Origin of the sequence: Streptomyces sp. NPDC008001 (assembly GCF_042958085.1) — a bacterium.
Lineage (GTDB): Bacteria > Actinomycetota > Actinomycetes > Streptomycetales > Streptomycetaceae > Streptomyces.
In genome coordinates this window covers 330,579-354,471 of sequence record NZ_JBIBIZ010000006.1, presented here as the reverse complement: position 1 = coordinate 354,471, position 23,893 = coordinate 330,579, and the positions used below count along the sequence as shown (strand labels likewise).

Genomic DNA, 23,893 nt, shown 5'->3' with positions numbered 1-23,893 from the left:
AAGCGCGGGATTGCTATCTCCGCGCGTAGACCCTTATGCGGTACGGGTCCCGGTACGGGGTCCCCCGGGGTCTTCCGCCCGCCACGGACTACGCTTGCGCGCATGACGAAGTGGACACCCAGGCACGAAGCGCCGGAGCCTCTGGAGGGCAACGTCGTCGCCACGATCACCGGCGGCACGGTCATCTGGTTCGTCCTCTTCCTCGCCCAGCTCCCGTTCTACGGCTGGTTCGACGATCACGGGCACCTGTGGTGGCTGTGGACCTGCCTGGCGGGCGGCGGCCTGGGCCTGATCGGCGTCTGGTACGTCCGCAAGCGCGATGCGGCGATCCGGCGGGCGGAGGCGGACGCGGCCGGCCGGCAGGCCGTTTGAAGAGCCCGGGCCGGCAGAAGGGCCCGGACCGGTGAAAGAGCCCGGGCCGGTAAATAGGTTGGGCCGGCCGATCGAGGCTGCTAGCGTCTGCGCAGCCGTGAGAGAACGCGAGGAGGTGAGACCCATGAAGGCTGTAACCCTGTGGGTGCTCCCCCTTTTCATCGCGGTGGGCGGTTGACGTAGGTGTCGCCGGGAGCGCCTCGGACAAGGCACTCCTGAGAGGCAACACCTATGAACTCTGTGCATTTCCCTTTGGCCGCCGCGGACGATCACGCGGTCGTGGTCACGCGGGTTTCGGACACGCAGTGGCATGCCGTCCATGGCGTACACGCCGCGGAGGACGACCCAGTGGTGGTCGGCCGCGGGGACGCTTCGCGCCGGCCCGACGGGCGGCTCTTCATCAGCATCGACGCGTGGCACGACGCGGTCTTCGACCGCATCGCCGACGCCATGCTGGCGGACCTTCCGGAACCGTTGTACGCCGTGGCCGACGAGTCCGACCAGGACTCCGTGTCCGCCTGGGAGCGGGCCGGCTTCGCCGTTGCCCGCCGTGAGCGGGGCTATCTCGTGCCGACCGACCCGCAGGTCACCGGGCTCGGCCCGGTGCGGCCGCCGTCGGGCGTGACGATCGTGCCCGCCGGTGAGGCGGAGGAGGGGCCGTTGCGGGCCCTGGACCGCGTCATCCGCCGCGAGGTCGAGGCCGCGGCCGGATGGCGGACGATGCCGGCCGAGGTGCTGCCGCGTCCGGCGGGGACGACCGTGCTCGACCCGTCGAAGTACGCGGTGGCGCGGCAGGCCGGCCGGTACGTGGGGCTGATCCGGGTGGTGCCGCTGACCCGGCAGCCACGGATCGGGCTGATCGCCGTCCGGGCCGACAGGCACCGCCTCGGCATCGCCCGGGCGCTGCTGGCCCACGCGCTGGGCTCCCTGCACCGCTCCGGGACCGCTTCGGCGTGGGCCGAGGTGAACGAATCCAACGCGGCGGCCACCGCCCTGTTCGAGGGCGTCGGTGCCCGGCGGGCGGGCGGCACCTTGGAGCTCGTCCGCGACCACGGAACGGAGCAGTGAGAGCCATGACGAAAACGTCAGGAGGCGTGGAGGTCGAGGGCACCGTCGTCGAGTGTCTGCGCAACGCCACGTTCAAGGTGGAGCTTGAGAACGGGCACACGGTCCTCGCGCACATCAGCGGGAAGATCCGGAAGAACTACATCAAGATCCTCCCGTACGACCGGGTGCTCGTGGAACTGAGCCCGTACGACCTCACCCGCGGCCGTATCCGCTACCGATACCGGACCTAGCGGAGGCCCCTACCGAGCCGGCCCGGGGCGGGTGCCCGTAGCCCGGCGGGCAAAGGCGTAGGGCCTGGGGTAGGCGCGGCACCGCCGGATACGTCCGTGGGGGCTGAGCGCCGCTGCGGCGGATTCATGGGTGCGGGCCACCCATGCCCACCGGGCACGCGGCGGGCAGCCGTAAGCCGGCAGCTGTGGGGTGGGGCCTCGGGCGGCTTGCGGCCCTCCCCCCCACCGCCGCCGCGGGGCCGGTTGCGGTTCGTTCGGAAGGCATGGCGCCCGGCACCCCCGTACCGTCGGACTCATGAGCGATCCGGCGCAGACCGCGACCGAGGAACACCTGCCCGCGCCGCACCCGGGGCTCAGCGCGGCCGAGGTTGCCGAGCGGGTGGCCCGGGGCGAGGTCAACGACGTGCCCGTGCGCTCCTCGCGTTCCACCGCGGAGATCGTCCGGGCCAACGTCTTCACCCGCTTCAACGCCATCATCGGCGTCCTCTTCCTGATCATCCTCGTCGTCGGCCCCCTCCAGGACGGCCTCTTCGGGTTCGTCATCGTCGCCAACACCGCGATCGGCATCGTCCAGGAGCTGCGGGCCAAGAAGACCCTTGACTCGCTCGCCGTCATCGGCGAGGCCCGGCCGACCGTCCGCCGCGACGGCGCGCCCGGCGAGATCCCCACGTCCGGCATCGTCCTCGACGACGTGATCGAGCTCGGCCCGGGTGACAAGTGCGTCGTGGACGGGCGCGTCCTGGAGGCCGAGGGCCTGGAGATCGACGAGTCGCTGCTGACCGGCGAGGCCGACCCCGTCGTGAAGCAGCCCGGCGACCCCGTCATGTCGGGGTCGTTCGTCGTCGCCGGCGGTGGCGCCTTCGCCGCGACCAAGGTCGGGCGGAGGGCGTACGCGGCCCGGCTCGCCGAGGAGGCGTCCCGGTTCACGCTCGTCCACTCCGAGCTGCGCACCGGAATCAGCCAGATCCTCAAGTACGTCACGTGGATGATGCTGCCGACCGCCGTCGGCCTGATCGCCAGCCAGTGGATCGTCCAGGACCGCGACTGGAGGGAAGCCGTCCGGCGGATGGTCGCGGGGATCGTGCCGATGGTCCCGGAGGGCCTCGTGCTGCTCACCTCGGTCGCCTTCGCCATCGGCGTCATCCGCCTCGGCCGCAAGCAGTGCCTCGTCCAGGAGCTGCCCGCGATCGAGGGGCTCGCGCGCGTCGACGTCGTCTGCCTGGACAAGACGGGCACGCTCACCGAGGGCGGCATGGACGTCAGCGAGCTGCGGCTGCTGGACGGTGAGGCCCCATCCGAGAGCGAGTCCGCGACCGCGCCGGAGGCCGCTCCCGAGGGCGAAGCCCCCAGCCACCGCGAGGCCTACGTGCGCCACGTGCTCGGCGCCCTCGGCAAGGCCGACCCCCGCCCCAACGCCAGCCTCCAGGCGATCATCGACGCCTACCCCTCGCCGGACGGCGGCGGCCCGCACTGGCAGTGCACGGCGTCGCTGCCCTTCTCCTCCGCCCGGAAGTACAGCGGCGCCACCCTCCGTTCCCCCGACGGCGACAGCGGCACGTGGCTGCTGGGTGCCCCCGACGTGCTGCTGCCCGCCGGCGACCCGGCCCTCGCGCAGGTCGAGGACCTCAACGCGCAGGGCCTGCGGGTGCTGCTGCTCGCCCGCGCCGCCGCCCGCACCCGCGGCCTGGACGATCCGGGCATCACCGACGGCGTACGGCCCGCGGCGCTGGTGGTCCTGGAGCAGCGGCTGCGCCCGGACGCGGGCGAGACCCTGCGCTACTTCGCCGAGCAGGACGTCTCCGCGAAGGTCATCTCCGGCGACAACGCCGTCTCCGTCGGTGCCGTGGCCGCCAAGCTGGGGCTGACCGGCGCCCGGGGGCCGGTCGACGCGCGGCGGCTGCCGCCGGACCGGGAGGCGATGGCGCGCGTGCTGGAGGAGGGCGCGGTCTTCGGGCGGGTCACGCCGCAGCAGAAGCGGGACATGGTCGGCGCGCTGCAGCACCGCCGGCACACCGTGGCCATGACCGGCGACGGCGTGAACGACGTCCTCGCGCTGAAGGACGCCGACATCGGCGTCTCGATGGGCTCGGGCTCCGAGGCGACCCGGGCCGTCGCGCAGATCGTGCTGCTGAACAACAGCTTCGCGACGCTGCCGTCGGTGGTGGCGGAGGGCCGCCGCGTCATCGGCAACATCACGCGCGTGGCGACGCTGTTCCTGACCAAGACGGTCTACTCGGTGCTGCTCGCGATCCTCGTCGTCTGCTGCCGGGTGCCCTACCCGTTCCTGCCGCGCCACCTGACGCTGCTCTCCACGCTGACCATCGGCGTCCCCGCGTTCTTCCTGGCCCTCGCGCCGAACACGGAGCGGGCGCAGCCGCACTTCGTGCGCAGGGTGATGCGGTACGCGGTCCCGGCGGGGGCGATCGCGGGGCTCGCCACGTTCGGCGCGTACCTGCTGGCGCGGCACTACTACACGGGGCCGGGCTCCCTGGACGCGGAGACCAGCGCGGCGACGCTGACGCTCTTCCTGATCTCGCTGTGGGTCCTCGCGATCATCGCGCGCCCGTACACGTGGTGGCGGATCGGCCTGGTCCTGGCCATGGGCGCGGGCTTCCTGGTCGTGCTCGGCACGCCCTGGCTGCAGCACTTCTTCGCGCTCAAGCTCGTGGGGACGACCCTGCCTTGGGCCGCCGTCGCCATTGCGGCGGTGGCGGCCGGGGCGCTGGAGCTGGCGTGGCGCTGGGTGGGACGGCGCTTCCCGGCCTGAGTCGCCGGGACAGCGTCAGGCGCTGGCCTTCTCGTCCTCCAGCGTTTCGCGGATCTGCTCCCGCAGCGCGGGGCTGTCCTGGTGCTTGTGGACGGAAACGGCGTGCTCGGCGGCGGCGCGGACGACCTCGTCCTCCTCGCCGGTGATGGTCAGCGAGCAGTCCGTCTCGCTGGGGAACCTGCGGCAGTCGGCGACTTTCCTGGTCATGACGGCCTCCCGGGGTGCGTTCACTGGGCCGCACTTCCAGGGTAGGCGCGGGGCGCGCTCCCCGGTCGAGCCCTGCCCCGCCCCGCCCCGTGCCCCACCCTGCCCCCTGCCGTGCCACCTCCGTGCCCCGCCCGTGCCGCCGGGCGCCCGGTCAACCCACTTTATTTAGCTGGAGTAATGAGTTAAGCTAAATACATGTCGGACCGGGACCCCCAAGTCGATACCGCCGCAGTGAACTCCCTGCGCTCCGGTGTCATGCGCCTGTCGCGTCGGCTCAAGCACCAGCGGGTCGACGAATCGCTCAGCCCCACGGAGATGTCGGTGCTGGGCACGCTGGCCGGCTGTGGCAGTGCCACGCCCGGCGAGCTCGCCCGCAAGGAGCACGTGCAGCCCCCGTCGATGACCCGCATCGTCGCCCTGCTCGAAGCCAAGGGCCTGGTCCGGCTGGAGCCGCACCCCGAGGACCGCCGCCAGAAGGTGGTCACCCAGACCGAGCGGGCCGAGGCCATGCTCGAAGAGAGCCGCCGCAAGCGGAACGTCTGGCTCACCGAGCTCGTGGGCCGGCTCGACGAGGAGGAGTGGGCGACGCTGCGCGCCGCCGCACCCGTCCTCGAGAAACTCGCGCACCTGTAGGACGCGCCAGGAGGAGGCGAACCCACTTTGAGTACGGGACACGGAGCAGACTCCGCACCCGCACCGAACAGCCACGACGACGCCGCACACAGCGCCGCCCTGCATCGGCCCGGCCCGGCCACGAGCCCCGTGCCCGGGTCCAAGGGCGGCACCTTCAGTTCCCTCAGAGTCCGTAACTACCGCATCTTCGCCACCGGCCAGGTCGTCTCCAACACCGGCACCTGGATGCAGCGCATCGCCCAGGACTGGCTGGTCCTCAGCCTCACCGGCTCCTCCGCCGCCGTCGGCATCACCACGGCCCTGCAGTTCCTGCCCATGATGCTGCTCGGGCTCTACGGAGGCGTGATCGCCGACCGCTACCCCAAGCGGCGGCTGCTCCTCCTCACCCAGAGCGCCATGGGCGTCACCGGCCTCGCGCTGGCCGTCCTCACCCTCTCCGGCCACGTGCAGGTCTGGCACGTCTACCTCACGGCCTTCGTCCTCGGCCTCGTCACCGTGGTCGACAACCCCGCCCGCCAGGCCTTCGTCGTGGAGATGGTCGGCCCCGCCGACCTGCGCAACGCCGTCAGCCTCAACTCCGCCAACTTCCAGTCCGCGCGCCTGATCGGGCCCGCCGTCGCCGGTGTGCTGATCACCGCCGTGGGCAGCGGCTGGGCGTTCCTCCTCAACGGCCTGTCCTTCGTCGCGCCCGTCGCCGGACTGCTGCTGATGCGCACCGCCGAGCTCCACCAGGTCGACCGCGCGCCGCGCGGCAAGGGCCAGCTGCGGGAGGGCCTGCGCTACGTGGCGGGGCGTCCCGACCTCGTGTGGCCGATCGTCCTCGTCGGGTTCATCGGCACCTTCGGCTTCAACTTCCCCATCTGGCTCACGGCCTTCGTCAACGACGTCTACCACGCCGGTGCCGGCACCTACGGCCTGCTCAACACCCTGATGGCGGGCGGCTCGCTGGTGGGCGCCCTGCTCGCCGCGCGCCGGGGCAGCTCGCGGATGCGGCTCCTCGTCGGCGCGGCCCTCCTCTTCGGCCTCCTGGAGATCGCGGCGGCCCTCGCGCCCTCGTTCTGGGTCTTCGCGGTGCTGCTCGTGCCGATCGGGATGGCCGGCCTCACCATCAACGTGACCGCCAACTCCGGCATCCAGCTCGGCACGGATCCCGCGATGCGCGGGCGTGTCATGAGCCTGTTCATGATGGTCTTCATGGGCGGCACGCCGCTCGGCGCCCCGCTGGTCGGCTGGGTGACCGACGCCTACGGCGCCCGCATCGGCTTCCTGGCCGGCGGCGCGGTGGCCACGCTCGCGGCGGCCGGCGTGGGCCTGGCCCTGGCCCGGGCCGGCGGCCTCAGGCTCAAGATCGACCTGCGGCGCGGCCATCCGCACGTGGTCTTCGTGCCGAAGGAGGCGGCACCGGCGGAGGAGCTGGCGGCGGTCGCGCATCCGTAAATCCCTCCCCAAAGGGGAGACTGGTCCTATGCGACTCTTCGCGGCCGTCGTGCCGCCCGAGGCGGCCGCCGCCGAGCTCGCCGCCGCCACCGCGCCCCTGCGCGAGCTGCCGGACGCGGAGCGGCTGCGCTGGACCGGACCGGCGGGCTGGCACTTCACGCTCGCGTTCCTCGGCGAGGTCGACGCCGGCCTGCTGCCCGAGCTGACCGAACGGCTGGGCCGGGCCGCGCACCGCCATCCGCCGCACGAACTGCGGTTCGCCGGGGGCGGGCGGTTCGGCGACCGGGTGCTGTGGGTCGGCGCGGACGGCGAGCGGACGATCCTGCGCGACCTCGCCCGCTCGGCCGCGGCCGGGGCGCGCCGGGCGGGCGCCGCCGTCGACACCACGCACGACTTCCACCCGCACCTGACCCTCGCCCGCGCGGCGGGCCCGGTGCACCTCCGCCCGTACGCGGAGCGCCTCGCGGACTTCAGCGGCACGCCCTGGACCGTCCGGCAGCTGCAGCTCATGCGCAGCCGCCTCCCGGGCGGCGGCGTCCCCGGCGAGCGCCCGCGCTACGAGACGGTGGCGGCGTGGGAGCTGGGCGGCTAGACCCCGGGGGACGGGCGGGGCAGGCGCGGGGACGGACGGTGGTCCCGGGGGACGGGCGGGACCGGCCGCGCCTCCGGTTACGCTCGATGCGTGGACCCGAAGACCAGAAACCGCATCATGACCGCCGCGCTCGCCGCGATCCTCGTCGTCGTCGCCGTGGTGGCAGCGGTGAAGTGACCCCGGCCCGTGCACCGGATGCACTGGGGGCACCGCGTACACCGGGTGCACCGGGTGCACCGGGTGCACCGCGTGCGTCGGCTCGCCCGGGCGGATGCGCGGGTCACCCTTGCTTCGAGCGCACTCGAAGGCGTTGGCTAGGGCGTCATGGAGTACACGCAGCTCGGACGCACGGGCCTCAAGGTCAGCCGGCTCGTCCTCGGCACCATGAACTTCGGTCCGCAGACCGACGAGGCCGACAGCCACGCCATCATGGACGCCGCCCTCGACGCGGGCATCAACTTCTTCGACACAGCCAACGTCTACGGCTGGGGTGACGACAAGGGCCGGACCGAGGAGATCATCGGAACCTGGTTCGCCAAGGGCGGCGGCCGCCGCGACAAGGTCGTGGTGGCCACCAAGGTCTTCGGCAACATGGGCCCGGACGGCGCGGACTGGCCGAACCACGACCGCCTGTCCGCCGTGAACATCCGGCGCGCCGTCGACGAGAGCCTCAGGCGGCTGCAGACCGACTACATCGATCTCTACCAGTTCCACCACGTGGACCGGGCCACGCCGTGGGACGAGATCTGGCAGGCGATCGACGTCCTCGTCCAGCAGGGCAAGATCGTCTACGCGGGCTCCTCCAACCACGCCGGCTGGCACATCGCCCAGGCCAACGAGGCCGCCCGGCGGCGCGGTTCGCTCGGGCTCGTCAGCGAGCAGTGCCTGTACAACCTCGCCGAGCGGCGCGCCGAGATGGAGGTCATCCCGGCCGCGGAGAGCTACGGCCTCGGCGTCATCCCCTGGTCGCCGCTGCACGGCGGGCTGCTGGGCGGAGTCATCCGCAAGGAGCGGGAGGGCGGCAGCTCCCGCGCGGCGTCCGGCCGGTCGGCGACCGCCCTGGCGGACACCAAGGTCCGCGAGCAGGTGCAGGCCTACGAGAACCTGCTCGACAAGCACGGCCTGCAGCCCGGTGAGGTGGCGCTCGCCTGGCTGCTCACCAGGCCCGGGGTGACCGGCCCGATCGTCGGCCCGCGCACGGCCGACCAGCTCGCCTCGGCACTGCGCGCGGTGGAGCTGGAGCTCTCCGCCGAGCTGCTCGGCCGGCTGGACGAGATCTTCCCGGGTCCGGGGCCGTCGCCGGAGGCGTTCGCTTGGTGAGCTGACGGCCGGCTGACCGGTGATCCGTGGGTGTACGTGGTGATCCGTGGATCTGCGTGAGGGGCGGCGCTGCCACGCAGCGCCGCCCCTTCGCGGTCAGTACGACGCCGACGGGGCGTACGGCGCGCCCACGTCCCACGCCTGGTGCATCGCGTCCGCGAAGGCCGCGGCGAGGCGGTGCTCGCCGGAGGCGTTCGGGTGCGTGCCGTCGTACGTGTCGCGGTCGATGTCCCAGCCCTCTGGGCGGGAGGCGAGCAGCAGCGGGGAGCCGGGCGTGCCGAGGTCGGCGACGGTCTTGCCGAGGAGCTCGTTGAAGCGCTCGCACTCGGCGGCGAACGGCGGGTCGTTGAGGGCGCGGACGTTGCGGATGACGGGCATCAGCACGGCCCGTACGCGCGGGTTGGCCGCGCGCGCCGCGGCGACGAAGCGGCGCACGTTCCCGGCCGTCTGCTCGGCGTTGGTGTAGAATCCCAGGTCGATGAGGCCGAGCGAGACGAGCAGGGTGTCGGCGCGGCCGGCCCGTACCGCGTCCTCGATGAGCGGCGCCATGTGGAGCCAGCCCTCGCCCCAGCCCGCCAGGTGCGCGCGGGCGCGCTCGGGGAAGTCCGGAGCGCCGTAGGCGTACGACGCGGGGGCGTCGGAGGCGGGGTCGTACAGCTCGCGGCGCGGGCCGACGATCTTGTAGGGGCCGCCGTAGGACGTGTTGAGGTGCTGCCACATGCGGTAGCGCCATGTGAAGTCACCGGCGCTACCGATGGTCATCGAGTCGCCGACGAACATGATCCGCATGCGCACATCATCCCGGATGGCGGGGCGGGCAGGACACATGAGGTGGGTTACGGTGCCCGGCGCGCCGCCCCGGATTTCCGTTCAGTCTTCACCGGGGAGTGTGAACGGAGTATTTCGCCGGGCGAAACCGCGGAATGCGGGAATGCGCCCGCGGGGTGGTCCGGAAAACGCGGCGGCGCCGTCCCGCCGGTGTTCCGGCGGGACGGCGTCATCACCTCACTTCAGCCGGTTGCCGGCCGGTGTCCCCGGTCAGCTGTCCGTGTGGCCGTAGCTCACCACTCCGCCGTGGCCGGAGCAGTCGCCTCTGAAGATCCAGTAGCCCGGGCCGACCCAGGCGCCGTACAGGTACGTGCCGTCGGAACAGTGGGTCCACGACTGCGACTGGCCGTAGTCGACACGGCAGTTGGCGGTCCACACGGTCCCGTTGTTCCGGTAGCTGTCGCAGGACGAGACGTGCGGTGCCGGAGCGGCCGAGGCGGCCGTGGCCCCCACCAGGCCGGTGCCGGCGGCCATGATCGAACCCACCGCTGCGTAGGCCAGGCGGCGCTTGATGCGCATCATTTGCTTTCCCTCCCTGGAGCTGGTTGGCGTTCGGTCGGAAACCTATAGGGGGCGGCCGCGTACGGCAGTGCGGGAATTCGCCAATGCGTTCCTTTTTGCTGGCGGTTTTCAGCCGCATAGTTGGCGAATACCTTTCGCATTCGCCGGTTTGGCCGGGTCGCGGTGCAGATCAGGGAGGCGCGCGGGAAAGAGGGGGTGTCGGGTTCCGGGTGGGTGCGGCGGGTCGGGTGCGGCAGGGTGCGTGCGGCAGGGAGGTGGTGGCCACCGCGAGCCCCGTGGGGGTGTCCGCCGCGAGCCCCGCCGTGGTGTCCGCCCCGTCTCCCTTCGCCCGGATGGCACGCTTGGGGCCATGCGTCCCCGCACGTTCCCCGCCGCCCGCGCCGCCCGCGGCGTCCTCACAGCCGCCGCGCTGGCCGCGCTGGTCACCCCGGCCGTGCTGCTGCCCGCCGCCCCGGCCCCGGCCGACGGCGGAAGCTCCGCACCTCCCTCCGCGGTCTCCCCGTTCACCATCGAGGACCCGCGGATCAAGGAGTCCAGCGGGCTGGCCGCCAGCCGCACCCACCCCGGCGTGTACTGGACGCACAACGACAGCGGCGACGGCCCGTACGTCTACGCCGTCGACAGCCGCACCGGCCGCACGGTCGCCACCGTCACCCTCGCCGGCATCGAGCCGCGCGACGTCGAGGCCGTCTCGATCGGCCCGGACGGGGACATCTACCTCGGCGACACCGGCGACAACTTCGGCGGCCGCTGGAGCGAGGTGTGGATCTACCGCTTCCCCGAGCCGAAGACCCTCAAGGACACCACCGTCACCCCCACCCGCTACACCGTCCGCTACGAGGACGGCCCGCGCGACGCCGAGTCACTGATGGTGCATCCGAAGACCGGGCGCGTGTACATCGTCAGCAAGAAGCGTTCGGGCAAGGGCGCCCTCTACGAGGCGCCGGAGCGGCTGTCGGCGTCCGGCGTCAACGTCTTCCGGCGGACCGCCGACATCGACCTGTGGGCCACGGACGGCGCGTTCTCCCCGGACGGCACCCGGCTCGTCGTCCGCGGCTACTTCGAGGCCCGCGCGTACCGCTGGCGCGACGGCCGCCCCGAGGAGGTCGGCCGCCCGGACGTACCGCTGCAGCGCCAGGGCGAGTCGGTCACCTTCACGCCGGACGGCCGGACCCTGATGTACGGGTCGGAGGGCAAGCGCAGCACGGTGCAGCCGGTCGCCCTCGACGGCGACCTCCTCCCGGACACGGTGCCGAAGCCGCACGACGACGCCAAGGGCGGCGCCGATGCGTCCGGCAGCGCCTCGGGCAAGTCCGCCTCCGGCAAGGGTGACAGCAGCACCCGCACCCTCACCCTGGGCGCGGCGGCCCTGGCGGTCGCGGCCCTCGCTGCCGTCGGGCTGCGGAGGGCGTTCCGGCGGCGTACGGGCGACGGGTGAACCGGCCCCGGGCCGGCGAAGGGTGAACCGGCCTCGTTCCCGAAAGAGTTCCTGGAGGCACGTTCACACGTCGCGCCGCCGCACGACGAACACGGCGACGGCGACCGTGATCAGCGGCCAGAGCAGGTACACGGCCCAGGAGCCGGGGGCGGTGGCCGTGTAGGCCAGGGAGCCGGGGTCCGGCTCCCAAGGCTCGACCAAGCGCTTCCAGGCGGCCGACACCATGGCGTGTTTGACGTCCGCCGACCAGCGGTCGCTCTCCGAGAACATCGTGGGCAGCATCAGCAGGACGAAGACGCTGGTGACCATGGTCGCGGCGGCGTGCCGGAGCAGGACGCCGAGGCCCAGACCGACCAGCGCGCAGACCGGGGCCAGCAACGCGGATGCCGCCAGCGCCCGGAAGACGCCGGGATGGGTGATCGGGACCCCTGCGTGCCACCCGCTGAGGACGGCCTGGGAGACCAGGAAGGAACCGGTGGAGGCGACCGTGCCGGTCGCGGTCCACAGCGCGGCGGTGACCACCGCCTTGGCCAGCACCACCGAGCCGCGGGCGGGTACGGCCACGGTGGTGGTGCGGATCAGGCCGGTGCTGTACTCGCTCACGACGGCCAGGGCGCCGGCGCTGCCGGAGACGAGGATCAGCGTCCAGGAGCCGGCCGGCGGATAGGCGTCGAAGGGCAGGAATCCGGCGGGCCCGGAGCGGGCGGCGTTGTCCGTCAGCGTGGCCACGGCCGCGGACCCGATGACGAACAGGACGGTGAGGGCGATCGTCCACGGGGTGGAGCGCAGGGACCGCGTCTTGATCCACTCGGAGGCGAGCAGGTCGCGGAAGCGGGCGGGCGGCGGCCCGGCGGCGGGGGTGGCCCGGGGGGCCGGGGCGAGGGTGGTCATCGGGGCTGTCCTGCCGTGTATTCGATGCTGCCGGCGGTGAGTTCCATGAAGGCCGTCTCCAGGGAGGCGGTGCGGGTGGTCAGTTCGTCCAGGCGGATGCGGTGCTCGAAGGCGAGCGCTCCGATCCGGTCGGCCGGGAGGCCGGTGACGACGAGCCTCTGAGCGTGGGCCGGCCCGTCCCCTCCGGCCGCTGCGTGGGCCGGTCCCTCCCTTTCGACCGAGGCGCCCGCCGCGGTGAGCACCGCTGCCAATTCGGCCGCCTGCGGTGTCTCCACCGCGACGCTGCGGCGGGTGCCGCGGGCCGCGAAGTCCCGTAGCGGCTCGGCGGCGATGAGGCGGCCCCGGCCGATGACGACCAGGTCGTCTGCGGTGTTCTCCATCTCCGACATCAGGTGGCTGGAGAGGAAGACCGTGCGCCCCTCGGCGGCCAGGCGCCGGAAGAGCTGCCGCACCCACAGCACGCCCTCCGGGTCCATGCCGTTGACCGGCTCGTCGAACATGAGCACGGGCGGGTCGCCGAGCAGGGCGGTGGCGATGCCCAGCCGCTGCTTCATGCCGAGGGAGAACCCGCCGACACGGCGGGCCGCCACTCCGGCCAGCCCCACCTCCTCCAGCACCTCGCCGACCCGGCGCAGCGGGATGCCGTTGCTGCGCGCCAGGGCGGACAGGTGGGCCGTGGCGCTGCGCCCGCCGTGGACCTGGCCGGCGTCGAGGAGGGCGCCGACGTGCCGCAGCCCGCGCCGGTGGCGGTGGAAGGGGACGCCGCCGACGGTGGCCGTGCCGGTGGTGGGCGCGTCCAGGCCGAGAATCATCCGCAGGGTGGTGGACTTACCGGCTCCGTTGGGGCCGAGGAATCCGGTGACCCGGCCCGGCCGCACGGTGAAGGACAAATGGTCGACGGCCGTTTTGCCGCCGTAGCGCTTGGTGAGTTCGCTGACTTCGATCACGGCACCCACACTGGCGCCGGGACCCCTGTCCGGGCATGGGGCCGTGGGCGGCAATCGCGCGGCCGGACTGGTCCGTGGGCGTACGTCCCCGGGCTGATGCCGTGAGGGTGGCGGCCGGTTAATGTCGCGCCGTGAACCCCGTAACGATCACTCCTCCGGTGCCTGCGCGCGGTGCGCCCGCCGACCGCATTCCCTGGGCGTGGACGAAGGCCTGGGCATGGGCGGGGGCTGTCTCCTACCTCCTCGCCGTGGGCCTGCTGGTGGGAGGCGCGTCGCGGGCGCCGGGCACGGTCCGCGGGGCCGGGGCGCTGCTGGCCGTGAGCCTGCTCGCCGGCGTGGTGCGGCGGATGCCGCTGCCGGCTCTGGCCATCGCCCTCTTCGGCTCCACCGCCGTGGTGGCGGGCACCCCGAGCCCTTCCCACGAAGGCATGGAGGCCGCGTACCAGGGTCAGTTCCTGGCGTATCCGGCGGTGGACCTCATCCTGGGCTTCATCGTCGCCACCTGCACGCGGCGGGCTTCGATCGCCGCCGTGGCCGTGTCCTTCACCGTGCAGCTCCTGGTGATCGGCGTCTTCGCGCACGGGGACGGCCTGACCGTCAACGGGGTGATCGCCCTGCTGGCGATGTCCGCCTCCTGCATCGCCGGTCTGCTCGTCCGGGAGCGCCGCGAGCACGCGGAGGCCCTGCGGACGCAGGAAGTGGCCGAGGCCGTGACCGCCGAACGGCTGCGGATCGCACGGGAACTGCACGACATGGTCGCGCACAGCATCGGCATCATCGCCATTCAGGCGGGCGTGGGGAGCCGGGTCATCGAAACCCAGCCGGCCGAGGCCCGCGAGGCCCTGCGCGCCATCGAAGCGACCAGCAGGGAGACCCTGTCGGGGCTTCGGCGCACGCTGGTGTCGCTCCGCCGGGCCGAACGGGGCGCGACCGCCCCGGAGGAGTCACCGCTCGCCCCCGCGCCGGGGCTGGCGGACGTCGAACGGCTGGCGGCGGCGACCGCGGACGCGGGGGTGCGCATCGACGTGTGCCGCAGCGGGAGCCCGCGCCCGCTGCCCGCCGACATCGACCTCTCGGCCTACCGCATCGTGCAGGAGGCGCTGACCAACGTGGTCCGCCACGCCGGCACCGGGCGCTGCCGGGTGGTCATCGGTTACGGGGACGAGGAGCTGTCCGTGGAGGTCGTAGACGACGGGCGCGGGGCCACCGGGGACGCCCAGGGCCATGGCTTCGGCATCATCGGCATGCGGGAGCGGGTCGGCCTGCTGGGCGGTCGGCTCAGCGCCGGTCCGCGCCCCGAGGGCGGCTTCCGGGTCGCGGCCCGGCTGCCGCTGCCGGCGCTCGCACCTTCACCGGATCCCGCGCCTGATGCCACATCCGCGCCCGCGCCCCATCCTGTACCCCTCGGCGCCCCGGCGGAGTCCCGATGACCATCCGGATCCTCCTCGCCGACGACCAGCCGCTGGTGCGGTCCGGCCTGCGCGTGATCATGGCCGACCAGCCCGGCCTGGAAGTCGTCGGCGAGGCCGCCACCGGCTCCGAAGCGGTCCGGCTCGTCGGCGACCTCCGCCCCGACGTCGTGGTGATGGACATCCGGATGCCCGGCATGGACGGGATCGAGGCCACCCGCCTGATCACCACCGGCCCGGCGGCGACCCGCGTCCTCGTCCTGACGACCTTCGACGAGGACGACTACGTCTACGGCGCGCTCCGGGCGGGCGCGAGCGGCTTCGTGCTCAAGGACATGGCGCTGGACGACATCCTGGCGGCGGTCCGCGTGGTCGCGGCGGGCGACGCGCTGATCGCGCCGGGGGTGACGCGCCGTCTGATCGCGGACTTCGCCGGGCGCGCCGAGATCGTCGCGCCGCCGCGCTCCCCGCGGCCGGTCGAGGGCATTACCGAACGGGAACGGGAAGTGCTGACCCTCGTCGGACGCGGCCGGTCGAACACCGAGATCGCGGAGGAACTCTTCATCACCGTGGCCACCGCCAAGTCGCACGTGTCACGGCTGCTGACGAAACTGGGCGCCCGGGACCGGGTCCAACTGGTCATCACCGCGTACGAGATGGGGCTCGTCGCGCCGCCTCGCTGAAGGCATTCCCGCAGCAGTAAATCGGTTGGTTGCCTCCGGCCTTGCTCCATAAGGTCAAAGCCCGTCCCACAACCGGGACATCGGGAGAAATGCCAGGAGGAATCATCATGAAATCGGTCAGAGGCTTAGCCGCGTCCGTGGCGCTCGTCGCCACGCTGTTCACGGGCGCCACCGCCCTCACTGCTGTCACCGCCGGAACCGCGGCAGCGGCTGACACCCCGGTCGAGGGCCTGTCCTGCGGCTACGACGGCCGCGTCACGCCGCCGACCGTCAAGGCGGGGAGCACGGGAGGCGCCGTCAAGGAGGCGAAGTGCCTCCTGGGCTTCTGGGGGTACGTGGAGGTCAGCCACGACCCCTCGGGCGAGTTCGACGCCGGCACCGAGGCGGGCGTCAAGGCCTTCCAGGCGCACCGCGGTCTGCCCGTGACCGGCGTCGTGGGCCCCGAGACCTGGGAAGAGCTGCGGCACAGCGCGGGTGCCCACGGGGTCCGGTAGGGGAGCGGCCCGCTGCCTGCAGCGCCTAAGACGCCTGAAACGCCCGCAGCGGGCCCGCCCTTCACCCTCCGGTTACAGCCGCTCGATCACGTAGTCGATGCACTCCGTCAGCGCCTCGACGTCCGACGGGTCGATCGCCGGGAACATCGCCACCCGCAGCTGGTTGCGGCCCAGCTTGCGGTACGGCTCGGTGTCGACGATGCCGTTGGCGCGCAGGACCTTGGCCACGGCCGCGGCGTCCACGTCGTCGGAGAAGTCGATCGTGCCGATGACCGCCGAGCGCTTCGCCGGGTCGGTGACGAACGGGGTGGCGTGCTTCGACGCCTCCGCCCAGCCGTAGAGCGCGCGGGCGGAGGTCGCCGTGCGGCGGACCGCCCAGTCCAGGCCGCCCTGCCCGTTCAGCCACTCCAGCTGCTGGCCGAGCAGGAAGAGGGTGGAGAGGGCCGGGGTGTTGTACGTCTGGTTCTTGAGGGAGTTGTCGATCGCGGTCGGCAGCGAGAAGAACTCGGGGATGTGCCGCCCGGAGGCGTGGATGCGGGCCGCCCGCTCCAGGGCCGCCGGCGAGAAGGCGGCGAGCCACAGGCCGCCGTCGGAGGCGAAGGACTTCTGGGGGGCGAAGTAGTAGACGTCGGTCTCGGTGATGTCGACCGGCAGGCCGCCGGCCCCGGACGTGGCGTCGACCAGCACGAGGGCGCCCTCGTCGGCGCCCTCCACCCGCCGGACGGGCGCCGCGACGCCGGTGGACGTCTCGTTGTGGGTGAAGGCGTAGACGTCGGCGCCTGCCTCCGCCTCCGGCTCCGGGTGGGTGCCGGGCTCGGCGGAGATGACGGTCGGCTCGGCCAGCCACGGCGCGAGCTTCGCGGCCTTCGCGAACTTCGACGAGAACTCGCCGAAGGAGAGGTGCTGCGACTTGTGCTCGATCAGGCCGTGCGTCGCGATGTCCCAGAAGGCGGTGGAGCCGCCGTTGCCGAGGATCACCTCGTAGCCCTCGGGCAGGGAGAAGAGCTCGCGCACGCCGTCGCGCACCCGGCCCACCAGGTCCTTGACCGGGGCCTGGCGGTGGGACGTGCCGAGCAGAGAGGTTCCGGTGGCAGCCAGGGCGGCGAGCGCCTCCGTACGCACCTTGGACGGGCCCGCGCCGAAGCGACCGTCGGCGGGCTTGATGTCAGCGGGGATCTGGATATCAGCCACGGAGGCAGCCTAGTCCGTGCGGTGTTCCCGATCGGTAAAACGTCCGTCGGGTGAGACGAGGGGTACACCGGGGAAGTGCGCCCGAGGTGCACTATGGGTCTTATGGCTGATCTTGCGGAGGGTGACGCCGAGGGCGGTGCGGACGGCGCCGGCCTGCGCGAGGGACTGCGTGCGGGACTGCGGAGGGTGTCGCACGGGGGGTCGTTTGCGGGGTCCCCTGACGGCCTGCGCCAGGAGCTGGCCGGCGCGCTCCGGAAGGCCGTGCGCGGTGACGTCCGCTTCGGGGCCGGCGACCGTGCCCTCGTGACCATGGACGCCTCGAACTACCGCCGCGTGCCCCTCGGCGTCGTCGCCCCGCGCGACGCCGACGACGTGGCGGCGGCGCTCGCCGTATGCCGCGAGCACGGGGTGCCGGTCGTCGCCCGCGGCGGCGGCACGTCCCTCGCCGGGCAGGCCACGGGCACGGGCGTCGTGCTGGACTTCACCCGCCACATGAACGCGATCCTGGCGGTCGACCCCGAGGCCCGCACGGCCGTCGTCCAGCCCGGCGTCGTCCTCGACCGGCTCCGGGAGGCGGCGGGCCGCCACGGCCTGACGTACGGCCCCGACCCCTCCACGCACGCCCGGTGCACGCTCGGCGGCATGATCGGCAACAACGCGTGCGGCGCGCACTCCGTGGCCTGGGGGACGACGGCGGACAACGTGCACGCGCTGGACGTCCTCACGTACGCGGGGGAGCGGGCCCGGCTGGGCCAGGGGTACGCGGGGCTGCCGGAACGGCTCGCCGACGGCCTCCGCGGCCTGGTCGCGGGCGAACTCGCGCTGCTGCGCACCCGTTTCCCCGACCTCCCGCGCCGCATCTCCGGCTACGCGCTCGACGCCCTGCTGCCGGAGCGGCGCGCCGACGTGGCCCGTGCCTTCACCGGCAGCGAAGGCACGCTCGGGGTGCTGACGGAGGCGACCGTACGGCTGGTGGAGGCGCCCCCGGCGCGCGCCCTGACCGTGCTGGCCTACCCGGACGAGGGCGCCGCCGCGGACGCCGCGCACCTGCTGCTGCCGTACGGGCCGCTGACGGTCGAGGGCATGGCCGCCGACCTGATGGGCGGCGCGGCGGCCGCGTCCGGGCTGCCGGAGGGCGCGGCGTGGCTGTTCGCCGAGACGGGCGGGGCCACGGCCGCCGAGGCCCGGGCGCGGGCCGGGGAGATCGCCCGGGCGGCCGGCCCATCGGCCACGGGCTCGGTCGTGGTCGGCGACGCGGCCGGGCAGCGGGCCCTGTGGCGCCTCCGGGACGACGCCGCCGGGACCGCCACCCGCATGCCCGACGGCACCGAGGCCTGGCCCGGCTGGGAGGACTGCGCGGTCCCGCCCGCCCGCCTCGGCGCCTACCTGCGCGACTTCCGCGCCCTCCTGCGCCGCCACGGCCTGCGCGGCGCGCCCTACGGGCACTTCGGCGACGGCTGCATCCACGTCCGCATCGACTTCGACCTCCTCGGGGCGGACGGCGTGCGGCGCTTCCGCGACTTCTCCGGCGAGGCCGCGGAGCTGGTCGTCGCGCACGGCGGTTCCCTGTCGGGCGAACACGGCGACGGGCAGGCGCGGGCCGAGCTGCTCCCGAAGATGTACGGGGCCGAAGTCGTCCGGCTCTTCGAGCGCTTCAAGGACCTCTGGGACCCGGACGGCGGCCTCAACCCCGGCATCCTGGCCCGGCCCCGCCGGCTGGACGAGAACCTCCGCTTCGAGGCGCTGCCGCGGGGGCCCGTCCCGGTCGTTTTCGGTTACGCGGGCGACGGCGGGGACTTCGCGGGGGCGGTACGGCGGTGCGTGGGCGTGGCGAAGTGCCGGGAGGCGGCGCCGGCGCCGGTGCCGGCCGGGGCCGGGGGTGGTGCGGCGGGTGGCGGTGCGGGGGTCATGTGCCCGTCGTACCGGGTGACCGGCGAGGAACAGCACTCCACGCGCGGCCGCGCCCGGCTCCTGCACGAGATGCTGGCCGGCGAGGTCGTCACCGGCGGCTGGCGCTCGGAAGAGGTCCGCGAGGCGCTGGACCTGTGCCTGGCCTGCAAGGGCTGCCGGAGCGACTGCCCGGTCGGCGTCGACATGGCCACGTACAAGGCGGAGTTCCTCCACCACCACTACGCGGGGCGGCCGCGGCCCGCCGCGCACTACACGATGGGGTGGCTGCCGGTGTGGCTGCGGGGCGTGGCGGCGCTGCGTGGCGCGGCCGCGGTGAACGCGCTGGCGGCCGTGGGCCCGCTGGCGGCGGTGGCCAAACGACTCGGCGGCATCACACCGGAACGAACGATCCCCCACCTGGCGAACGAAACGTTCCTGCGAGCGTGGGGGCGGAGGCCGCCGCACGGGGCCCCGGGGGCGGCGGGTGCCGTAGGCCGTACTTCGGGGGGTGCGGGTGACTCTCCCGGCGGGGTGGGTGTGGCGTCCGGGGACGCCGGGGTGCCGTCCGGCGGTCCGGGCTGTTCCGCAGGCGGTCCGGGCCGTTCGGCAGGCGGCGGGGGCCGTTCCGCCGGCAGCGCGGCCGGTTCGTCCGGCGCCGGGTGTCCCTCCGGTGCGGCCCGTCAATCCTCGGGTGGCCCCGGGGCCCTTGCCGGCGAACAACCCGGCTCCGGAGGGCCCGTGGGCGGATGGGCCGAAGGGGCCGACCTCGTGTTGTGGCCCGACACCTTCACCAACTACCTCTCCCCGGCCGTCGGCCACGCCGCCGTCACCGTCCTGGATAGCGCCTCCCTCCGTCCCGCCGTCCCGCCGAAGGCGCCCTGCTGCGGGCTGACCTGGATCTCCACCGGGCAGCTCCACCGCGCCCGCCGCGTCCTCCGCCGCACGCTCGACCTGATGGCCCCCGCCCTCGACGCCGGCCTGCCCGTCACCGTCCTGGAGCCCAGCTGCGCCGCCTCCCTCCGCACCGACCTCCCCGAACTCCTCCCCGGCGACCCGCGCGCCCGCCGGCTCGCGGCCGCCATCCGCACCTTCGCCCAGACCCTCGAAGAGCTGGCCCCGCACTGGCAGCCGCCCCGCCTGGACCGTCCCGTAGCCGGGCAGACCCACTGCCACCAGCACGCCGTCCTCGGCGACGCCGCCGAGCGCCGCCTCCGCGAGCGCGCCGGACTCGTCGGCGAGCTCAGCGGCGGATGCTGCGGCCTGGCGGGCAACTTCGGCTTCGAGAAAGGGCATTACGAGGTCTCCGTGGCCTGCGCCGAGGAGCAACTCCTCCCCGCGCTGCGGGAATCCGTTCCCGCCGGTGCAGTCGTCCTCGCCGACGGCTTCTCCTGCCGTACGCAGATCAGCCAACTCGCCCACGCAGAAGACGGCATCCATCCTCCCCGCCCCCGCCACCTCGCCGAAGCGCTCGCCGACGCCCTCCGCACCAACGCCGAACAACTGGCCGAAAAATAAAGGCAAGCACGCTTGATTGTTTTTGTTGCCGCTGCCACGCTCTCCCCGTGACGGAACCCTTACGGATCGGCAACGCCTCCGGCTTCTACGGCGACCGCTTCGACGCCCTCCGCGAGATGCTCACCGGCGGCCCCCTCGATGTCCTCACCGGCGACTACCTGGCCGAGCTCACCCTCCTCATCCTCGGCCGCGACCGCCTCAAGGACCCGGCCCGCGGCTACGCGAAGACCTTCCTCCGCCAGCTCGAAGAGTGCCTCGGCCTCGCCGCCGACCGCGGCGTGAAGATCGTCACCAACGCGGGCGGCCTCAACCCCGCCGGCCTCGCCAGAGAGATCCGCACGCTCGCCCGCCGCGTCGGTGCCGACGTCCGCGTCGCCCACGTCGAGGGCGACGACCTGCTGCGCGAGCGGGACTGGGGCCCGGACGTCCTCACCGCCAACGCCTACCTCGGCGGCGCCGGCATCGCCGCCTGCCTGCGCGCCGGCGCGGACATCGTCGTCACGGGACGGGTCACCGACGCCGCCCTCGTCACCGGCCCCGCCGCCGCGCACTTCGGCTGGCTCGCCGAGGACCTGGACCGGCTGGCCGGCGCGGTCGTCGCCGGGCACGTGCTGGAGTGCGGCACGCAGGCCACGGGCGGCAACTACGCGTTCTTCACAGAGCACTTCACCGAGCACTTCCCGGAACACCTCACGGAGCGCTCCCCGGGCCACTCCGCACCGCACCCCGGCGAGCAGGCCGCCGACCCTTGCGCCGCCGCACTCCGCAGGCCCGGCTTCCCCATCGCCGAAATCCACCCCGACGGCACCGCCGTCATCACCAAACACCCCGGCACGGGCGGCGCCGTCACCATCGGCACCGTCACCGCCCAGCTCCTCTACGAGACCGGCGGCCCCCGCTACCTGGGCCCCGACGTGACCGCCCGCCTCGACACCGTCCGCCTCACCGACGACGGCTCCGACCGCGTGCGGATCAGCGGCGTCCGCGGCGAGCCCCCGCCCGCGACGCTCAAGGCGGGCCTCACCCGTATCGGCGGCTGGCGCAACGAGGTCGTGTTCGTCCTGACCGGCCTCGACATCGAGGCCAAGGCCCGCCTCGTCCGCGCCCAGATGGAGGACGCCCTGGCCGCACGGAGGCCCGCCGAGGTCCGCTGGACCCTCGCCCGTACGGATCACGCCGACGCGGAGGTGCAGGAGGAGGCGAGCGCCTTCCTGCACCTGGTCGTGCGCGACCCCGACCCGGAGGCCGTCGGCCGCGTCCTCAGCGGGGCGGCCGTCGAGCTGGCCCTCTCCAGCTACCCCGGCTTCCACCTCACCGCGCCGCCCGGACCCGGCTCCCCGTACGGCGTCTTCGAGGCCGCCTCCGTGGACGCGTACGCCGTCCGGCACACGGCGGTGCTGCCCGACGGCACGCGGCTGCGGGTGCCCGCCGCCCCCGCCGCCCCGGTCGTCCCCGGCGAGGGCGCGCAGGCCCTCCCGCCCGAGCCCGCCGCGCTCCCCGCGCCCCTGCCGCCCGGCCCCGTCCGCCGCGCCCCGCTCGGGCTCGTCGCGGGCGCGCGCAGCGGCGACAAGGGCGGGTCGGCCAACGTGGGCGTCTGGGCCCGTACGGACCTGGCGTGGCGCTGGCTCGCCCACGAGCTCACCGGTTCCCGCTTCCGGCAGCTCCTGCCCGAGCTGGCCCGGCTGCCCGTCGAACGGCACGTGTACCCCGGCCTGCGCGCCCTCAACTTCACCGTCGACGGCATCCTCGGCGCCGGCGTCGCCTCCCAGGCCCGCTTCGACCCGCAGGCCAAGGCCCTGGGGGAGTGGCTGCGCGCCCGCCACGTCGACATACCGGAGGTGCTGCTGTGACGGTGCTGTCCTCCCGGCTCGACGCGTCGGGCGACGACTACGCCGCCAACCGCGCCGCCATGCTGGAGCGGCTGGCCGCCGTCGGGGCGGAACACGCCCGGGCGCTCGCGGGCGGCGGCGAGAAGTACGTGGCCCGGCACCGGGCACGGGGCAAGCTCCTCGCCCGAGAGCGCGTGGAGCTCCTCCTCGACCCCGACACGCCCTTCCTGGAGCTGTCGCCGCTGGCCGGGTGGGGCAGTGACTACACCGTCGGCGCGTCCCTCGTCACCGGGATCGGGGTCGTCGAAGGCGTCGAGTGCGTCATCACCGCCAACGACCCGACCGTGCGGGGCGGCGCCAGCAACCCCTGGACGCTGAAGAAGGCCCTCCGCGCCAACGAGATCGCGTTCGCCAACCGGCTGCCCGTCGTATCGCTGGTCGAATCCGGCGGTGCCGATCTGCCCAGCCAGAAGGAGATCTTCATTCCGGGCGGTGGCCTGTTCCGGGATCTGACGCGGCTGTCCGCCGCCGGGATTCCCACGGTGGCGGTCGTGTTCGGCAATTCGACGGCGGGCGGCGCGTACGTGCCCGGCATGTCCGACCACGTGATCATGGTGAAGGAGCGGTCGAAGGTCTTCCTCGGCGGCCCGCCGCTGGTGAAGATGGCCACGGGGGAGGAGAGCGACGACGAATCGCTGGGCGGGGCGGACATGCACGCCTCGGTGTCCGGACTCGCCGACTACTTCGCCGTGGACGAGCGGGACGCGCTGCGGCTGGCCCGGCGGGTCGTCGGGCGGCTCGACTGGCGCAAGGCCGGTGCCGATCCGGTGGGCGCCGCGCCGCCGCCGCTGTACGACGAGGAGGAGCTCCTCGGGGTCGTCCCGGGGGATCTGAAGGTTCCCTTCGACCCTCGCGAAGTCATCGCGCGTGTCGTCGACGGCTCCGATTTCGACGAGTTCAAGGCGCGGTACGGGAGCAGTCTGGTCGTCGGATGGGCTCGCATCCACGGCTATTCCGTCGGGATCCTCGCCAATGCGCAAGGCGTTCTTTTCAGTGCGGAGTCCCAGAAGGCCGCCCAGTTCATCCAGTTGGCCAACCAGCGCGACATCCCGCTGGTCTTCCTGCACAACACCACCGGCTACATGGTCGGACGCGCCTACGAACAGGGCGGCATCATCAAGCACGGCGCGATGATGATCAACGCGGTGGCGAATTCGAAGGTCCCGCACATATCGGTCCTCATGGGCGCGTCGTACGGGGCCGGGCACTACGGCATGTGCGGGCGCGCCTTCGACCCGCGGTTCCTGTTCGCCTGGCCGAGCGCGAAGTCCGCGGTCATGGGGCCGCAGCAGCTCGCCGGCGTGCTGTCCATCGTCGCCCGGCAGTCCGCGGCCGCCAAGGGGCACGCGTACGACGACTCGGCCGACGCGGCGCTGCGGGAGATGGTCGAGCGGCAGATCGAGTCGGAGTCCCTGGCCCTGTTTCTCTCCGGCCGGCTCTACGACGACGGCGTCATCGACCCGCGGGACACGCGGACGGTGCTCGGCGTGTGCCTGTCCGCGATCCGTTCGGGGCCCGTGGAGGGGGCGCGGGGCGGGTTCGGCGTGTTTCGGATGTGATCCGTGTTTTC

21 protein-coding genes are annotated in these 23,893 nt (G+C 73.4%); 15 read left to right on the top strand and 6 right to left on the bottom strand.

Going from position 1 to position 23,893, the window contains the following annotated elements:
* Nucleotides 1–102 precede the first annotated feature (102 nt).
* The 4 genes from ACFZCD_RS18195 (at nt 103) to ACFZCD_RS18180 (ending at nt 4,437) form a co-directional block, all read left to right on the top strand.
* The gene (locus ACFZCD_RS18195) at nt 103–372 is read left to right on the top strand and encodes a DUF2530 domain-containing protein (RefSeq protein ID WP_391831899.1); all 270 of its coding nucleotides are present in this window, start codon (nt 103–105) and stop codon (nt 370–372) included.
* Nucleotides 373–603: 231 nt separating this feature from the next.
* Nucleotides 604–1,440, top strand: coding sequence for a GNAT family N-acetyltransferase (locus ACFZCD_RS18190; protein WP_391831897.1), 837 nt, complete (start codon nt 604–606; stop codon nt 1,438–1,440).
* A 5-nt stretch (nt 1,441–1,445) separates the two neighbouring features.
* Nucleotides 1,446–1,670 carry a translation initiation factor IF-1 gene (gene infA / locus ACFZCD_RS18185; protein ID WP_391831895.1) on the top strand — a complete coding sequence of 75 codons (225 nt, stop codon included), beginning with the start codon at nt 1,446–1,448 and terminating at the stop codon, nt 1,668–1,670.
* A gap of 295 nt (nt 1,671–1,965) precedes the next feature.
* Nucleotides 1,966–4,437, top strand: a complete 2,472-nt coding sequence (locus ACFZCD_RS18180; RefSeq protein ID WP_391831893.1) for an HAD-IC family P-type ATPase — start codon at nt 1,966–1,968, stop codon at nt 4,435–4,437.
* Between the two features lie 15 nt (nt 4,438–4,452).
* Here the strand turns inward: ACFZCD_RS18180 and ACFZCD_RS18175 are convergent, their stop codons facing one another.
* Complete coding sequence (locus ACFZCD_RS18175) at nt 4,453–4,644, bottom strand: DUF1059 domain-containing protein (protein ID WP_391831891.1); 192 nt, start codon at nt 4,642–4,644, stop codon at nt 4,453–4,455.
* Nucleotides 4,645–4,839: 195 nt separating this feature from the next.
* Here ACFZCD_RS18175 and ACFZCD_RS18170 point away from each other — a divergent pair, with 195 nt between their 5' ends.
* The 4 genes from ACFZCD_RS18170 (at nt 4,840) to ACFZCD_RS18155 (ending at nt 8,626) form a co-directional block, all read left to right on the top strand.
* Nucleotides 4,840–5,277, top strand: coding sequence for a MarR family winged helix-turn-helix transcriptional regulator (locus ACFZCD_RS18170; RefSeq protein ID WP_030369066.1), 438 nt, complete (start codon nt 4,840–4,842; stop codon nt 5,275–5,277).
* 27 nt (nt 5,278–5,304) lie between these two features.
* Nucleotides 5,305–6,714: an MFS transporter gene (locus ACFZCD_RS18165; RefSeq protein WP_391831889.1), complete on the top strand. Its 1,410-nt coding sequence runs from the start codon at nt 5,305–5,307 to the stop codon at nt 6,712–6,714.
* A 28-nt stretch (nt 6,715–6,742) separates the two neighbouring features.
* The gene (thpR, locus tag ACFZCD_RS18160) at nt 6,743–7,306 is read left to right on the top strand and encodes an RNA 2',3'-cyclic phosphodiesterase (RefSeq protein ID WP_391831887.1); all 564 of its coding nucleotides are present in this window, start codon (nt 6,743–6,745) and stop codon (nt 7,304–7,306) included.
* Between the two features lie 324 nt (nt 7,307–7,630).
* Complete coding sequence (locus tag ACFZCD_RS18155; protein WP_391831885.1) at nt 7,631–8,626, top strand: aldo/keto reductase; 996 nt, start codon at nt 7,631–7,633, stop codon at nt 8,624–8,626.
* Nucleotides 8,627–8,722: 96 nt separating this feature from the next.
* Here the strand turns inward: ACFZCD_RS18155 and ACFZCD_RS18150 are convergent, their stop codons facing one another.
* Together ACFZCD_RS18150 and ACFZCD_RS18145 are read right to left on the bottom strand one after the other, a co-directional pair.
* Nucleotides 8,723–9,415, bottom strand: coding sequence for a GDSL-type esterase/lipase family protein (locus ACFZCD_RS18150; protein WP_391831883.1), 693 nt, complete (start codon nt 9,413–9,415; stop codon nt 8,723–8,725).
* A gap of 249 nt (nt 9,416–9,664) precedes the next feature.
* A complete protein-coding gene (locus ACFZCD_RS18145; protein ID WP_391831881.1) occupies nt 9,665–9,976 on the bottom strand; it encodes a hypothetical protein in 312 nt (103 codons plus the stop codon).
* 349 nt (nt 9,977–10,325) lie between these two features.
* Between ACFZCD_RS18145 and ACFZCD_RS18140 the strand changes: the two genes are divergently transcribed.
* Nucleotides 10,326–11,414, top strand: coding sequence for a hypothetical protein (locus tag ACFZCD_RS18140; RefSeq protein WP_391831880.1), 1,089 nt, complete (start codon nt 10,326–10,328; stop codon nt 11,412–11,414).
* A gap of 63 nt (nt 11,415–11,477) precedes the next feature.
* Here the strand turns inward: ACFZCD_RS18140 and ACFZCD_RS18135 are convergent, their stop codons facing one another.
* Nucleotides 11,478–12,305: an ABC transporter permease gene (locus ACFZCD_RS18135; RefSeq protein ID WP_391831878.1), complete on the bottom strand. Its 828-nt coding sequence runs from the start codon at nt 12,303–12,305 to the stop codon at nt 11,478–11,480.
* Nucleotides 12,302–13,252: an ABC transporter ATP-binding protein gene (locus ACFZCD_RS18130; RefSeq protein ID WP_391831876.1), complete on the bottom strand. Its 951-nt coding sequence runs from the start codon at nt 13,250–13,252 to the stop codon at nt 12,302–12,304. The genes ACFZCD_RS18135 and ACFZCD_RS18130 overlap by 4 nt, the downstream gene beginning before the upstream one ends.
* 131 nt (nt 13,253–13,383) lie before the next feature.
* Between ACFZCD_RS18130 and ACFZCD_RS18125 the strand changes: the two genes are divergently transcribed.
* The 3 genes from ACFZCD_RS18125 (at nt 13,384) to ACFZCD_RS18115 (ending at nt 15,838) form a co-directional block, all read left to right on the top strand.
* Entirely contained in the window at nt 13,384–14,682 is a 1,299-nt protein-coding gene (locus ACFZCD_RS18125; protein ID WP_391831874.1) for a sensor histidine kinase, read from the top strand.
* Nucleotides 14,679–15,344, top strand: coding sequence for a response regulator (locus ACFZCD_RS18120; RefSeq protein WP_391831872.1), 666 nt, complete (start codon nt 14,679–14,681; stop codon nt 15,342–15,344). Before ACFZCD_RS18125 ends, ACFZCD_RS18120 begins: the two co-directional genes overlap by 4 nt.
* A gap of 107 nt (nt 15,345–15,451) precedes the next feature.
* Nucleotides 15,452–15,838 (top strand): peptidoglycan-binding protein, encoded by a 387-nt coding sequence (locus tag ACFZCD_RS18115; RefSeq protein ID WP_391831870.1) that lies wholly within the window; start codon nt 15,452–15,454, stop codon nt 15,836–15,838.
* A 72-nt stretch (nt 15,839–15,910) separates the two neighbouring features.
* Here ACFZCD_RS18115 and serC read toward each other — a convergent pair whose 3' ends face one another.
* The gene (gene serC, locus ACFZCD_RS18110; RefSeq protein ID WP_391831868.1) at nt 15,911–17,029 is read right to left on the bottom strand and encodes a phosphoserine transaminase; all 1,119 of its coding nucleotides are present in this window, start codon (nt 17,027–17,029) and stop codon (nt 15,911–15,913) included.
* 102 nt (nt 17,030–17,131) lie between these two features.
* Between serC and ACFZCD_RS18105 the strand changes: the two genes are divergently transcribed.
* From ACFZCD_RS18105 to ACFZCD_RS18095, 3 genes are all read left to right on the top strand, one after another.
* On the top strand, nt 17,132–20,434 hold the full coding sequence (locus ACFZCD_RS18105) for an FAD-binding and (Fe-S)-binding domain-containing protein (protein WP_391831866.1): 3,303 nt from the start codon (nt 17,132–17,134) through the stop codon (nt 20,432–20,434).
* Between the two features lie 116 nt (nt 20,435–20,550).
* The gene (locus ACFZCD_RS18100) at nt 20,551–22,284 is read left to right on the top strand and encodes an acyclic terpene utilization AtuA family protein (RefSeq protein WP_391832262.1); all 1,734 of its coding nucleotides are present in this window, start codon (nt 20,551–20,553) and stop codon (nt 22,282–22,284) included.
* Complete coding sequence (locus ACFZCD_RS18095; RefSeq protein WP_391831864.1) at nt 22,281–23,882, top strand: acyl-CoA carboxylase subunit beta; 1,602 nt, start codon at nt 22,281–22,283, stop codon at nt 23,880–23,882. The genes ACFZCD_RS18100 and ACFZCD_RS18095 overlap by 4 nt, the downstream gene beginning before the upstream one ends.
* Nucleotides 23,883–23,893 lie beyond the last annotated feature (11 nt).